Genomic DNA, 13,940 nt, shown 5'->3' on the forward strand with positions numbered 1-13,940 from the left:
ATCCTCCTCCCGATGAACATACATAAGTAATTTCTACCCTTTAAAGTAGGCAAATAAACTTCGCCTACTCTAACCTTTTTCGACATCCTTTGCAAAAATCCTTCATTTTTTCCGAAATAAAATATTTCTGGATAATGTGTATACTGTTTAGGCATGATTGGAAATAGTATTAAATCTAACTCAAATGCTGGGTGATGTGATTTGCACATCACCCTTGTACCTTAGAATTTTCTATATTAAAAAAAGACCATAGACAAACAAATAGACAAACACCAGTATTTCCGGTGTTTGTCTATGGTCTGACAGCTTGATCCCAGGTGGATCAGGCTGTTTCTTCTTTCTTCGTATGTTCGGCGAAGACGTTCAAATACTTCTGGATGTCGCCAGCGCCCATGAAGAGGTACACTGCATTTCCATGCTCATCAAGGTCTTCGATATTCCCTAGTTCAAGGTGTTTTGCACCAGGGATTTTGCCAATGAGGTCATCAATCGTCAAATTGCCTGATTGCTCACGCGCAGAACCGAAGATGTCACATAGATAGACATGATCTGACGCCGCAAGACTGTCGGCAAACTGCTCCAGCAATGCCGCGGTACGCGTGAACGTATGCGGCTGGAAGATCGCAACGATTTCTTTCTCGGGATATTTCTGCCTCGCAGATTGCAATGTTGCCTTGATTTCCGTCGGATGATGGGCATAATCGTCGACGATAATCCGCCCAAAAGATTCCTTCACAGTAAAGCGTCTTTTCACACCATTGAAAGTGGCCAATCTCTCCTCGATGCCATCAACCGGAATGCCTTCGTAATGGCACAGGGCAATGACACCCAAGGAATTCAAGATGCCGTGGTCGCCCGACAATGCGATAGTGAATGAATGGAAGAATTCATTTCGTACATATACATCAAATGTGGCACCCTTTTCGGATTTCACGATGTTTTTTGCAGAGAAGTCATTTATTTCATCAAATCCGTAATAGACGACTGGGACGTTCGCTTTAATCTGCTGTAAATGAATATCATCTCCACAGGCAATGATAGCCTTCTTCACACGTAACGCCATTTGGCCGAATGCATCCAACACATCATCCAAATCCTTAAAGTAATCCGGATGATCAAAATCAATATTTGTCATGATGGCGTAGTCAGGCTCGTAGGCTAGGAAATGGCGTTTGTATTCACACGCTTCAAAAACGAAGTATTCACTGTCCTCGACACCTCTGCCAGTACCATCACCGATAAGGAAAGATGTCGGAGCATTCCCGGAAAGGACATGCGCAAGCAACCCGGTCGTAGATGTCTTTCCATGGGAACCCGTAACACCCACTGAAATGAATTTCTCCATGTATTTGCCTAAAAAGTCATGGTAGCGTATTACTTCAACACCCAATTCATGTGCTCTTTCAATTTCTGGGTGACTATCAGGGAATGCATTCCCTGCGATGACAGTCATTCCGGGCTTAATATTATTTTCATTAAAAGGTAAAATCGTTATAGCTCTTTCATGCAATGGGTCTTCCGTAAAGAAATATTTCTCCACATCCGAGCCTTGCACTGCATATGCTGAATCGTGAAGGATCTGTGCAAGGGAACTCATCCCGGATCCTTTGATTCCTATAAAATGGTACAATGTCATAATGCAACCTCCCGGGATCATAGCTGTTCCCACATTCTGGTTCTTCGGCTGTTTGGAATGGCCGATTCCCCAGTCATTTTTAGTATTTTCTACTCCCGATTCCACTTCATAAGAATCGTCTATCATGTTTTCACATTTCATTAGGCTTTTCATTGCCATTCAAAAAATAATCTAATTCACTTTCGGACAAATAGACTTCCCGTGCTTTACTTCCCCTTTGTTCGGAAATGAAACCTAGTTTTTCCATCCGGTCCATCAATTTAGCAGCACGGTTATAACCGATACTGAAGTTACGCTGCAATAGAGACGTTGAAGCACTGCCTTGATCAATAATGAATTGGCATGCTTCTGCAAATAAAGGATCAGTTTCCTCTTCTTCCATTGTGTTTGCCAATAAATCCTCTTGACCGAACAGGTAGTCCGGCTCTGCTTCGTTTTGAACGTGTTCTATTATACGTTCAATTTCAGCATCCGTGACAAATGTACCTTGCAGCCGCACCGCTGAAGATTGACCGTTACCGAGATAAAGCATATCGCCTTTCCCAAGCAGCCTTTCAGCTCCCGGTGTATCGATAATTGTCCGAGAGTCGATTTGAGAGGAAACGGAAAACGCTATGCGTGTCGGTACATTCGCCTTGATCGTCCCGGTGATGACATCAACCGAAGGGCGCTGTGTAGCAATGATCAAATGAATTCCGCAAGCCCTTGCTTTTTGGGTGATCCGGCTGATCGATACTTCCACGTCAGCTGGAGCCATCATCATCAGGTCCGCCAGCTCGTCAATGACGATGAGAAGATACGGCATCTTCAGAGAGAATTTCCTGTCCTTTTCTGCCATTTCATTATAACGCTCAATATTCCTAGCGCCAACATGGGCAAACAGTTCATACCGGCGTTCCATTTCTCCGACCGCCCATTTCAATGCAGCAGTCGCGGCCTTCACATCGGTGATGACCGGGCTCAATAAATGAGGAATCCCGTTGAATGGCGCAAGTTCCACCATTTTCGGATCGATCAGCAGCATTTTCAAATCAGCAGGTGAAGCTTTATATAATAGACTGATCAGGATCGAATTGATGCACACCGATTTACCGGAACCGGTTGCACCGGCAATCATTCCATGCGGCATCTTTCGTAAATCCAGAGTTACAGGTTCACCCGTCAGGCTAAGTCCAAGTACCGCCTCCAGAGGAGATTCCGAATCTTGGAAGCGTTTTGTTTCAATCACTTCCGAAATCCGGACGGCCCTTGGCTTCCGGTTCGGGATTTCGATTCCAATGGAACTGGTCCCGGGAATCGGCGCCTGGATTCGGATATCTTCAGCTGCCAGTGCCAATTTCAAGTCATCGGTCAGATTTCTGACCTTGCTCACTTTCGTTCCGTGCCCCACCGTCAATTCAAATCTTGTAACGGTTGGTCCTTGCACCGCCTCAATGACATTTGCCTGCACGGCGAAATAGGAAAGTGCCTCTTCAAGCTTATCAGACTGAGACTGAAGCCATTCCGTGTCTTCTACATGTTCTTCAGGTTGTATAAGAAAGCTTTTCGAAGGGAATGCATAATAAGGTTGTTCTTCCAGGTCTTCGTCCGGCTCCTCAGGTGTTGTGATGTCCAAAGCCGGTTCTGTTCGAATCGGATCTTTTTTTGTGGAATCAAGGGCAGGCTGACTGTTGGCTTTTTTTGCACGTTCTTCGAATTTCAGCTTATCATTTTTCAACATAAGGACATTAAAAGGCACAATACTTTCTTTCTTCTGTTCAGGAACAGGTACTGGCTCTCTCACTTCTTCAATTACTGGTTCCGGAGCGGATGAGGGCTCTATGATTTCCTCGTTCAACGCTTCTTCAGTGGATGCAGGGAATTCTTCTTCAGCTATCCCTTCTGAATCACTTGAAGCCTCAAACTCTTCTTCCACTGCTGGATCAGACATTTCACTGATTTGCCATTCCTGCTCAGCGGCATTCGGTTCCGTGTCTACTTCCATCTCATCCGGTTCTGGGGATTCCTTTTCTACCAGTTCACCAATTTTCGTTTCGACTATCATTTCTTTATCCGAAGTATGTGCCTGATCATCTAAATCAATGCGATGAATTTCATCTTCTGCAATTGATTGTTCAATAATTGGTTCGACAACTTTTTGTTCAGCTTCCGGTTCTATTCGGAGTGGATCCGGAGTTTCAACGGATTCCGTTTCCACATCTTCTCCTTGAATGGCATCGAACTGATCTTTTTTCGGCCTTGAATAGCCATAAACCGGTGATGGCACCTCCGTAGGAGTGAAGGGACGGTTACTCCGTTTCTGTATAATTGTCTTTTTGTTCGTCTCAGTTTCGTCAGCTTGCACCTTTTTCGCTTTCGGCGCTGGCACAGATTTCATTTCTTGTTTTGTATTGTATTTCATTGGGGCAGTTGCCCGGTGTATAGTCGGTTTCTCATTTCCACCTGGCCATCTTTCATTTTTATATAACGGCACAGGTGTGAAATCATCATCATTAAGTTCAGTGACTAAATTGTCCGCTTTCCTTCGCTCGTTTTCCGGGTCCGGTTCCCACCCATAGATTTCAGCATCGGTTATGATTGGAAAACGGAAAGCCGGCTTTTCGGCTTGTTCTTGCTCTCTATTTTCTTCGTACTCAATTTCTTCAAATGTTTCTTCGAATTCTTCATTTTTATCTGTTTCAAATATACGGTTCATCATTTTTTTAATCCAAGTCAAATCTATCACTCTTTTCAAGTCGATCATTCTATTTTAGCAGGTTTTCATCGATTAAATCAATCAGATGGCCAAAATAAGAAAAACGTACTGTTTTGGACAGTACGTTTTTTAATATCAAGCTGTAAAAGGTTCACCGGGCGTTGCATCTTCGGCAAGGACCATAATCCCTTTTTCAGCAGGAGCATCTGGAATGCCAAGTTCTTTCGCTGAACAGATCATCCCTGATGAAGCGATTCCCCTTAGCTCCGCATCTCTTATGACCATTCCAGATGGCATGACTGCCCCCACTTTTGCTACGACAACCTTTTGTCCCTCTTCGACATTAGGCGCTCCGCAGACGATTTGCAAAGTTTCATTCCCGACTTCTACCTTGCATACGCTTAGTTTATCTGCATTCGGGTGTTTTTCTTTAGCTGCAACGTGGCCGACCACGAACTTCGGGGAGAAATCTACATCTAATTCAAACTCCACCCCATTGGCTTTAAGTGCCTCCTGCAGTTGCCCGACAATCTCTTCAGTCGTTTCAATTTGTCCGTCCTTTTCCGGCTTCACGTAGCTCGATGCATGGAAGACGTTGAATGCTGCCACTTTACCCGTCGCTGCATCTTTAATAAGTGTGATATCCTTCTTGCTTTCAATTTCTCTATCTTGCGGGCGTTCTGTCGTCATTTGAACGAGGAGTACATCGCCAACTCCATTTTGATTGTAAAAAATATTCATTTCTTTTTACCTTCCTTTCGGGCAACCCGATTTTTCGCCATAATGAAAATCGGTTCCAATTTACCATCTTCATAGATGAATGACAAGGAGGTGACAGGCACTGCCCCTACCGTGAAAAATTGCATGGTCATTTGGGCAAGTACGTCATACCCCGTATCATTCCGGATGTCGCCAATGATCAGAACGTCCTGGTGAGGAACCGATACGGTCATATGCCCTTCAATTTTCCCTTCCATTTCCTTCAGGAAGGTTTGATTCAATATACGGCTTGCATCATATCCGTCATTATTATTAACAAAATAGAAGAAGTTCCCCGCCACTTCATCCTTCTTCATATTCGTTGGCAATGATCTAACTTTAAAGAGGGCTGATTCCATTATTTCCGATTCCGTCATGCCAATGGACTCGAGCATTGATTCATCAATCAGACGGTACGTCGTGCCCAAGTCGAGCGCATAGAAAATTCTCGTTTCAGCTGTATGGTCTTTCGCTACAAAGCGGTCCCCTGCTTTTGATGTTTGCGGGAAAGAAGTTGAGCGGATGACGGGGTAGATTGCATTTTCTTTTACGAACCCTTCAGCCTGCTCTCTCTCCATCGCTTTAAACGTTTCGCCGATCGTGTAGACGACTTCATTGATAGCGGCTTCTTTTTTCATTTCATATTTGGCGAGGATTTCCGGCAAGGAAATATCCATCCCTTTCTTCAGAATGGAATGCTCCAAACGGACCTTATCGGTTTTCCGATCGAAACGCCATTGGAAGTGTTCGGATGGCAGATGCTCTTTTAATAGTTCCACTAATTTTTGTGAATTCACGCACTTCACCCTTTCTTCAAAAATAAACGGCCGCTCGCCGCAAATGCGCCGGGTGACCGAAAGTTTAAGCTTATGAGCCCTGCTCGATGGAGCGTACAATTTCCATCATCTTGCCCATATTCGCTTCAATATTTTTGTTTTTCGTAATGGTCGTTATCTTTATTCCGCCGACGCTCGCAATGAGCTCCGCCTGATCTTCGCCTTGCCTTAGTACAGAGGAAAAACCAAAATAGCCATCTTCAGTGAACACTTCCTCAAACCGCTCTTTGTCCTCCGTCTTAGTAGACAATTCATAAAAGAGCCTGCTATCCCTGGACTCATTCGGGTTAATGAAAAGGAGGAATGTTTCATCGCCCTTTTTCAAAACGATATTCTGGGCATCGGACTTCTCGTCTATCGTAAATCCGGCCGGTTTATAAAACGAAACGCCATATACTTCATCATTCACATGTTGGTCATGCAATTGAAAAGCCTCTTTTGCCGCTGCTATGCCTGCTGCCGCTTGTTCTTCAAATGTTTTACCACACGCGGCTAATACTATTATGGATAGGAGTGCCAGGATTAAGAACTTCCAGAAGCGGAACATTCAGCTTCCTCCAATCGTACATTATTATTCAGTTACCGCTACCTATTTTATAGATTATCATGTCTATATGCAAATCAAGCGGTTTACCTTCATACACCTCAGTAAAGGTAAAGCCTCCGGTGGATGTCACGGATTTTTAGGCGTTCTTGTAGTATTTCAATTGACCGATCAATAATTGCATGACATGTTCGAATAGCTTGTCGCGTGTGACCGCCTGGGCGGTGAACATACCGATTGCACCATCGCTGTAACGGATGCCGCTCGCATTGAAATATTCATCGACCACAACACCCAATTCTCTGTCTTTATTCAGTTCTAAAGAAATTTCTTCTGGCAAGGGGATTTGGGCTCCGCCGGCAGTGAATGATTTCCCTGAAGGCAATACAAGCGCCCCCCAATTACAGACGAACATTTCACTTCCGATGATGCGCACTCCACCTTCCAATCCGATTCCAATTGCGGCCTTTTCTTCATTGGCGGCATTTGCTGCGCGGTTCAACGCACCTGTTCTAGTTTCTTCGTCACTGAAAGGTTGATCTTTCACGCCGGAAGGGACTTTCACTGCGAACAACCCACTTCCGGGAAAATGGCTTTCGATCACTGCCCGTGCCGCTTTGACTTTTGCTTGATTGGTGGAACCTATGATGAATTTCATGCTGTTCTCCTTTCGAGTCAGGAAAAAGCCATCCTATACTGAAAGGATGGCCATATTTATCATTCGCAATGCAATTAGACATTGCCCTTGATAGTTTCGACGGTCGTTTTATCGCAGGCTTTCACTAATTTGACGAGTAGCTCTTTCGCTGCCGCATAATCATCGGTATGGATGATGGAAGCGGATGTGTGAATGTAACGTGAACAGATTCCGATTACAGCACTCGGCACGCCTTCATTTGAGATATGAACTTGTCCTGCATCTGTTCCTCCCATGGAGATGAAATATTGGTATGGAATATTGTTCGTTTCCGCCGTATCGAGGATGAATTCGCGCATGCCGCGGTGTGTCACCATTGAACGGTCGAAGATGCGCAGCAATGTCCCTTTTCCAAGCTGGCCGAATTCGTTTTTATTGCCAGAAGCGTCATTCGCCGGGCTCGCATCCAAAGCGAAGAACAGATCAGGATTAATCATTCGGGCAGCTGCCTGGGCCCCGCGCAAACCGACTTCCTCCATGACATTCGCTCCGGAATACAAGTTATTCGGAAGCGTTTCTCCGTGTACTTCTTTCAATAGCTCGATGGCCAGACCGCAGCCATATCGATTATCCCATGCTTTCGCTAAGATTTTTTTATCATTGGCCATTGGGGTGAACGGGCAGATCGGTACAATTTGCTGGCCAGGACGGATACCAATTTTTTGGGCATCCTCTTTATCATCTGCACCGATATCGATTAGCATATTTTTAATGTCCATCGGTTTATTTCGGACTTCATCACTGAGGAGATGTGGCGGTATGGAGCCAATGACGCCGACGACTGGCCCTTCCTCTGTAATGATCTGAACTCGCTGAGCCAACAGCACTTGGCTCCACCATCCCCCAAGCGGTTGGAAACGGAGCATGCCGTTGTCAGTGATTGCAGTGACCATGAAGCCTACTTCATCCATATGTCCGGCAACCATGATACGCGGACCTTCTTCAGGACCTTTCCGCACGCCGAAAATTCCGCCTAGGTTATCCTGGATAAGTTCATCGGAATATTTTCCGAGCTCTTCGCGCATATAGTTGCGGACCATATGCTCGTTTCCCGGCGCTCCAGGCAGCTCGGTCAACGTCTTGAACATCGTCAACGTTTCGTTGTTCATGAGAATTTCCCCCAATTCAATAGATACTCCTTCTAGTATAGTGCACGAATTTGAAACTTTCCATAATAATATTTAGCTTTCCGAACTAGTTTTTCGAAGAGAGATTTCATCCGTACTCCCCTAGTCCAATAACAGTTAAACATTTTTTTGAAATATGGTACACTTGTTGAAGATTGATGGAGGGGGTTCTCAGACATGAAAGTGAAGGATTTTGTAGCAGGAGTTTTAACAGGCGTTGCTGCCGGGCTCGTTGTCAACCAGGCAATCGGGAAGATGAACCCGAATACTCCGGCTGAGCATGTCTTGGAAGCAGTGAAGGATGCGTTCAAAAAAGAAGGTCCGATAGACGGATCGTGGATTGTCATGAAACCTGAACAGTTTACAAACAACGTTCTATCGATGGAAGTGTACCGTGGCGGCGTTACTAGAATCCGTAATGGCGAACTGGAGCAATTTGAATTTGCAGCCAACTCGCAAACAGGCACCGTCGTCGAATTGATCCAAAAATGAACGTGCGAGTCCGCATACGAAAAGCAGCAGGCGAAAGAGTAGAATGCTCCTCACCTGCTGCTTTTTTTGATTTACCTCGTACGCTCGACCGATTCCGTAATTTCTTTGCCGCTTTCATCCCACTGGATGAGACGATAGACAGCGTCATGATAAAAGATAAACCGATAACCGTTCGCTAATGCTTCTTTCATAAGTCTTTCCTTCGCAAAAATCGAAGTCATCGGGTAGTCGTCGTAAGCTAAAACCCATAATGGATTGCTATGTGCATGCGTCGGCATGATATCCCCCATATGCAGGATTGTTTCTCCTTTTCGAGTCAGCTTAATGACACTATGTCCGTCACTATGTCCCCCTGTATGGATCATTTCAATGCCTGGCAGCACTTCGACTTGATCCTCGAATGTTTTCACCTGATGCTGGACGGTCTCCCAGTTCTCCTTCCAGTACGTATTCCTTGAACGGATATTAGGATTTCGCATTTCATCCCACTCGACTTGCGAAACATGAATTTCCGCATTCGGAAAAATGGAAACGAGCTCCTCATTCGCCCACCCTGTCAATCCTGCAGCATGGTCATTATGTAAATGGGTCATGAGGACAATGTCGATATCGGCAGGCGTCAATCCAAGCTCTGCCAAGCTTTCCTCCACTCGTGTTTCAGAACGGACACCGAGATTCCGCTTTTGCTTGTCCGAGAGCTTCCCTTTCCCGATCCCTGAATCTATTAGGATATGTTTCCCTTCATAGGAAATGTAGATCGGATCAGTCCGAAGCTCGATCAAGTTATTTTCATCAACCGCATATTTACGCGACCACAACGCTTTCGGAACAACTCCGAACATCGTACCCCCATCGAGGAAATTGACTCCCCCATCGAGCCAAACTAGTTTGATATCATGAAAATTGTATGTATCCAAACAAAACATCCCCTTTCAGTCATCAATTGTTGAACATTGCTTCCAACCGGTAGATTGGCTGCCCCTTTGCTGAAAACTTCTCTTCATACTCTGTCATAATATTATCTTCAGGCATTTCCGCATGCAAATCGAGCGATACATCCTGTAGGATCATTCCGTAGGCCGACATGGAAACGAGCGAGTACTCGAAAAGCTTCCTGTTGTCCGTCTTGAAGTGGATTTCTCCTCTATTCTTCAGTACCGCCTCATAGCGGGCTAAAAACGATTCGTGGGTCAAACGCCTTTTTGCATGTCGGGATTTTGGCCACGGATCGGAAAAGTTCAAGTAAACCCTGTCCAATTCCCCAGCTTGGAATAAATCCCCTAAATTCGCACCATTTCCTCTAAGAAGCCGTAGATTGGAAGGCTTCTCCGTCTCTATGACTTTCTCCAGTGCGGACACGATCACATTGTCGAAATGCTCGATTCCGATATAGTTGATGTCCGGATTAGCGATGGCCATCCCGATGATGAATTGACCTTTGCCCGTCCCTACTTCCACATGAATCGGATTTTCATTGCCGAAAACCGATTTCCAATCTATAGTAGTTCCTTCATCTTCGTGGATCAGCACATCAGGATGCTCTGCCATGAAATCTTTTGCCCATGGTTTATTGCGAAGCCGCATAATCATTTACACTCATTTCTATTCAATAGTATCAGGTTGTCCCTGCTCAATCTGTTCTTCAAAAAGTCTGCTCACTGCAGTGGTCTGTCCGACATCCAAAATCGATTGCGCGGCTTTGAATTGGTTGAACTTCATCGGCACAGTCGATTTCCGGAGAGAAGAGAACCACTCCTCGTACATTCTTCGGTCAATGACAGCCGTATCGAATGGCATGCCCGGATAGTCAATGTAACCATTCCTGGAGATAATCAATTTCTTGATAGGAAATTCGATATTCTGTGACGCGAAGATTCCCGACACGATCTTTTCCATGCGGTTCAGTCCGATGAGCGGATTCAATACCCTGGATTCCTCGTCCCCAAATTTCTTCGTCCAAAAACGTTCGCCATCACCGATGAAAGCAGCAGCGTCCTCTCCTTCCAACACCGATATGCATAAGCATTCAATCGGCGTGATGAGAAGAATGTCAAGTTCGACCGGCGCTTTTTTCACTTTCAGGATCGGATAATAAAACAGAAGATAGCTGTCAGGAAGCCGCTGTGTAAAGCTCCTCAGCAATGAATCCCTCATAAAACCTGCATCAAGTTTGGATCTCTCCAACATTGTAGAGCTAGCCCACTTCAGTTGGAAGTGATACAGCTGGTCCAAGTAAAGCTTCCGAAGCTGCTCTAAATTTTTAGGATGATAAATGATGTTTGGATTAAAATCAAAGACATCTGCCTCATCTTGTCGTTCTTTTTCAGCCTCTATCGGCCCCACATCTTCCGAACGGGCTTTCCGATTGCCGAACAGGCGGAATAGAGGGGAGTACCATTTCCCCTCCTCTGTCTGCTCCACCGGCTCTTCAGGCTCTTCAGGGATTTGCCTCCAATCGGAAAGGTCGGCTCCGTGTTCCCATTGTGTTTTCATTCGTATCCACTGGGAGTTTTTTAATCGTATATATTGTGTTGGGTACCGTGATAGATCATTTTCGTAGCGAGAGACATAATCAAGCAGTTTGACGAGCTGCGCCAATTTCATCCACTCCGATCAGTATGAAAATGTTCATCATTCCCCAGCTACGGACAACGGAATCTGCCGTGCAAATGCTTCCTGCAATCTTCTCGTCACCGCTCCCGGCATTCCTGCACCGACCGCTTTTTCATCGATTAATACGACTGGGGTGATTTCCGAGGTTGTCGATGTAATGAAAAATTCATCCATCCCGTACATCTCTTCCGGTGTGAATGCCCTTTCTTCGACTGGAATTCCGTTTTCCTTGCAAAGCCTTAACACCACTTGGCGTGTGATGCCGTTCAAAATGAGATTTGTTGCCGGATGAGTAATGACAACGCCGTCTTTCACGCCGAATGCATTGGAGGATGATCCTTCCATAACTACACCGTCGCGAACAAAAATCGCTTCTGCACAGCCCGCTTCAAAAGCCTCTTGTTTGGCCAGGACATTGGCGAGCAAGTTCAAACTTTTAATATCACAGCGGAGCCACCGAACATCGTCAACCGATTTCACGGAGACTCCGCCCTCAATATTGCTCAAAGGCCGTGGATTATGGATTGCATATGCGGTAACAACCGGAGTCACGGCTGCCGCAGGGAACTGATGAACCCTCGCAGAAGCCCCCCGTGTCACTTGCATATAAATATGGCCGGTTTGCACTTCATTCACCTTAATCAGTTCCTTCGCAATGTCGATCAGCTGCTGTTCCGAATAAGGAATCGCCATTTTGATTTTCGCCGCGCTTTGGAAAAGGCGTCCAAAGTGCTCTTCAGCAGTATACAATTCGCCGTCATACACTTTGACGACCTCATATACACCATCTCCGAAGTAATATCCCCTGTCATCAATCGAAATGTTCAAACTGTCCTTGCTTGTAAATTGACCATCGATAAAATAGGTTGTCATTGGTTTTCCCCTTCCCCTACATTAGACGCCAGACGGCTGATCGCTTCCGTGTAAATGGCGGTCGCCTTCACTAGGTCCTCTATATATACATATTCATCCGCCTGGTGAGCGACATCTTCCCTGCCTGGGAAGAGCATGCCGAAAGCGACACCTTTATCAAGTACGCGCGCATACGTTCCGCCGCCGATTGACAGCAACTCCGCTTCTTCACCAGTATAGGACGTATAAATCTCTTGCAATGTTTTGATGAACGGATCATTTGCATCGACATGGTGGGGCTTCGAGTTGGACTTCACTTCCATTACGAAAGATGTATCCTTAATCCGATCGTTGCACGTTCCGATTTTCTCTTCAAAAGGATAGGTGACGGAATAGCGCATGCTCACTTCAATCCGGCCACCTTGTTCGGGAGTGAATGAGACGATGCCGGCATTCAAGGTCGTGTCGCCTGATATTTCATCATTATAGGCCAAGCCTAAAAAGCGGCCGCGTGTTTCTGCCCCAAAAGCATCAAGAATGAATTGTGTAAAATCCTTTGATTCGCCTTCTTCGAAGATTTTATTCAGGAATGTCGCAAGAAGGACAGCGGCATTTACACCATTATCCGGCTCCATTGCATGTGCGGACTTGCCATGGAAACTTAAAGATGCTTCGCCGTTTTCCTCGACAATCGAAGCTGCAATACCATGTATATTCGTGAAGCTTTCAAATTTACTTTGGATATCCTTGAAGTCGAAACCTTTAATGTGCGCTTCAGCATGATCGGGCACCATATTCGTCCGATCCCCGGATTTGAAATACTGAAGCTGTCCATCTGCTATCTCAGCTTTCTGGTTAAAGACCAACGTAGAAATCCCTTTTTCTGCGTTGATGATCGGGAAATCTGCGTCAGGCGCAAAGCCGATCGTCGGCATCTCTTCTTTTTCAAAGTAACGCTTCACACAGCGGAAACCGCTCTCTTCATCCGTTCCGATAATGAGGCGGACTCTTTTATTCAAAGGAATGCCTGCTTCCTTCACCTTTTTCATGGCATGCCAGGCAGCGATTGTCGGCCCCTTGTCATCAATTGCACCGCGGCCGAACAGCTTTCCGTCCTTTACCGTACCGTCAAAAGGACCGAATGTCCAATTGGCGCCAGCAGGCACGACATCTACGTGGCAAAGGATGCCAAGCAGCTCGTCTCCCTCTCCCATTTCAATATGGCCGGCCATATCATCAATATTTTTCACAGTGAATCCAGCTTTCCTCCCTTCCTCCAAAAGCCAATCAAGCGCACGCTTAGGCTCCGGCCCAAACGGCGCTTCCTCTGTAGCTAAGCTTTCATCCAGAAGGGACGGAATGGAAACCAACTGCTTCAAATCATGAATCAAGAGTTCTTCTCTCTCCGACACTTTCTCTTTCCAATTCACCAATCCAAGCACCTCTTTCCTGATACCCTATTTTCACACGTTCAGCTTAGAAAATAAAGAGCAAAACATTTCTTACAGAACTTTTACAAAAAGTTCATGTACTATTTGCAAAAATGAGTTATACTTACATTGTCAGAACATTGCATCTGACGCAACGTTCTGATGAAAGGAGTGCATTGTCGGGGGCTATTTCAACTAGCATAGGTACATTCAATAGTCTCATGCCCATCGTTTTGGAAAATGAAGATGAAGGAGTGGT

The 13,940-nt window shown here is 45.5% G+C and carries 13 protein-coding genes; 1 reads left to right on the forward strand and 12 read right to left on the reverse strand.

Going from position 1 to position 13,940, the window contains the following annotated elements:
- Positions 1 to 322 precede the first annotated feature (322 nt).
- The 7 genes from murC to M3193_RS05855 all read right to left on the reverse strand — a co-directional run bounded on the left by murC (position 323) and on the right by M3193_RS05855 (position 8,276).
- Positions 323 to 1,636, reverse strand: a complete 1,314-nt coding sequence (murC, locus tag M3193_RS05825) for a UDP-N-acetylmuramate--L-alanine ligase (RefSeq protein WP_251625077.1) — start codon at positions 1,634 to 1,636, stop codon at positions 323 to 325.
- A gap of 130 nt (positions 1,637 to 1,766) precedes the next feature.
- Positions 1,767 to 4,352, reverse strand: coding sequence for a DNA translocase FtsK (locus M3193_RS16695; protein ID WP_285851843.1), 2,586 nt, complete (start codon positions 4,350 to 4,352; stop codon positions 1,767 to 1,769).
- Positions 4,353 to 4,466: 114 nt separating this feature from the next.
- Positions 4,467 to 5,072 (reverse strand): YtpR family tRNA-binding protein, encoded by a 606-nt coding sequence (ytpR, locus tag M3193_RS05835; protein WP_251625079.1) that lies wholly within the window; start codon positions 5,070 to 5,072, stop codon positions 4,467 to 4,469.
- On the reverse strand, positions 5,069 to 5,896 hold the full coding sequence (locus M3193_RS05840; RefSeq protein ID WP_435372031.1) for a DUF1444 domain-containing protein: 828 nt from the start codon (positions 5,894 to 5,896) through the stop codon (positions 5,069 to 5,071). The genes ytpR and M3193_RS05840 overlap by 4 nt, the downstream gene beginning before the upstream one ends.
- 61 nt (positions 5,897 to 5,957) lie before the next feature.
- On the reverse strand, positions 5,958 to 6,473 hold the full coding sequence (locus M3193_RS05845; protein WP_251625083.1) for a hypothetical protein: 516 nt from the start codon (positions 6,471 to 6,473) through the stop codon (positions 5,958 to 5,960).
- A 136-nt stretch (positions 6,474 to 6,609) separates the two neighbouring features.
- Positions 6,610 to 7,128, reverse strand: a complete 519-nt coding sequence (locus M3193_RS05850) for a DUF84 family protein (protein ID WP_251625086.1) — start codon at positions 7,126 to 7,128, stop codon at positions 6,610 to 6,612.
- Between the two features lie 74 nt (positions 7,129 to 7,202).
- Complete coding sequence (locus M3193_RS05855; RefSeq protein WP_251625087.1) at positions 7,203 to 8,276, reverse strand: M42 family metallopeptidase; 1,074 nt, start codon at positions 8,274 to 8,276, stop codon at positions 7,203 to 7,205.
- Between the two features lie 195 nt (positions 8,277 to 8,471).
- Here M3193_RS05855 and M3193_RS05860 point away from each other — a divergent pair, with 195 nt between their 5' ends.
- Complete coding sequence (locus M3193_RS05860; RefSeq protein WP_251625089.1) at positions 8,472 to 8,786, forward strand: hypothetical protein; 315 nt, start codon at positions 8,472 to 8,474, stop codon at positions 8,784 to 8,786.
- A 71-nt stretch (positions 8,787 to 8,857) separates the two neighbouring features.
- Here M3193_RS05860 and M3193_RS05865 read toward each other — a convergent pair whose 3' ends face one another.
- The 5 genes from M3193_RS05865 to pepV all read right to left on the reverse strand — a co-directional run bounded on the left by M3193_RS05865 (position 8,858) and on the right by pepV (position 13,681).
- Positions 8,858 to 9,703, reverse strand: a complete 846-nt coding sequence (locus tag M3193_RS05865; protein WP_251625091.1) for a YtnP family quorum-quenching lactonase — start codon at positions 9,701 to 9,703, stop codon at positions 8,858 to 8,860.
- A gap of 22 nt (positions 9,704 to 9,725) precedes the next feature.
- Complete coding sequence (gene trmB / locus M3193_RS05870) at positions 9,726 to 10,370, reverse strand: tRNA (guanosine(46)-N7)-methyltransferase TrmB (RefSeq protein ID WP_251627229.1); 645 nt, start codon at positions 10,368 to 10,370, stop codon at positions 9,726 to 9,728.
- 18 nt (positions 10,371 to 10,388) lie between these two features.
- The gene (locus M3193_RS05875; RefSeq protein ID WP_251625093.1) at positions 10,389 to 11,279 is read right to left on the reverse strand and encodes a nuclease-related domain-containing protein; all 891 of its coding nucleotides are present in this window, start codon (positions 11,277 to 11,279) and stop codon (positions 10,389 to 10,391) included.
- Positions 11,280 to 11,417: 138 nt separating this feature from the next.
- Positions 11,418 to 12,272, reverse strand: coding sequence for a D-amino-acid transaminase (dat, locus tag M3193_RS05880; RefSeq protein WP_251625095.1), 855 nt, complete (start codon positions 12,270 to 12,272; stop codon positions 11,418 to 11,420).
- A complete protein-coding gene (pepV, locus tag M3193_RS05885; protein WP_251627230.1) occupies positions 12,269 to 13,681 on the reverse strand; it encodes a dipeptidase PepV in 1,413 nt (470 codons plus the stop codon). The genes dat and pepV overlap by 4 nt, the downstream gene beginning before the upstream one ends.
- Between the last annotated feature and the right edge of the window lie 259 nt (positions 13,682 to 13,940).

This window comes from Sporosarcina luteola, from assembly GCF_023715585.1.
GTDB classification, from domain to species: domain Bacteria; phylum Bacillota; class Bacilli; order Bacillales_A; family Planococcaceae; genus Sporosarcina; species Sporosarcina luteola_D.

Excerpts from the sequence above, each read along its gene's own strand:
- trmB (WP_251627229.1), bottom strand. The coding sequence starts at position 10,370 with ATGCGGCTTCGCAATAAACCATGGGCAAAAGATTTCATGGCAGAGCAT.
- dat (WP_251625095.1), bottom strand. The coding sequence starts at position 12,272 with ATGACAACCTATTTTATCGATGGTCAATTTACAAGCAAGGACAGTTTG.
- M3193_RS05860 (WP_251625089.1), top strand. The coding sequence starts at position 8,472 with ATGAAAGTGAAGGATTTTGTAGCAGGAGTTTTAACAGGCGTTGCTGCC.
- M3193_RS05875 (WP_251625093.1), bottom strand. The coding sequence starts at position 11,279 with ATGAAAACACAATGGGAACACGGAGCCGACCTTTCCGATTGGAGGCAA.
- M3193_RS05845 (WP_251625083.1), bottom strand. The coding sequence starts at position 6,473 with ATGTTCCGCTTCTGGAAGTTCTTAATCCTGGCACTCCTATCCATAATA.
- M3193_RS05855 (WP_251625087.1), bottom strand. The coding sequence starts at position 8,276 with ATGAACAACGAAACGTTGACGATGTTCAAGACGTTGACCGAGCTGCCT.
- M3193_RS05850 (WP_251625086.1), bottom strand. The coding sequence starts at position 7,128 with ATGAAATTCATCATAGGTTCCACCAATCAAGCAAAAGTCAAAGCGGCA.
- murC (WP_251625077.1), bottom strand. The coding sequence starts at position 1,636 with ATGACATTGTACCATTTTATAGGAATCAAAGGATCCGGGATGAGTTCC.
- ytpR (WP_251625079.1), bottom strand. The coding sequence starts at position 5,072 with ATGAATATTTTTTACAATCAAAATGGAGTTGGCGATGTACTCCTCGTT.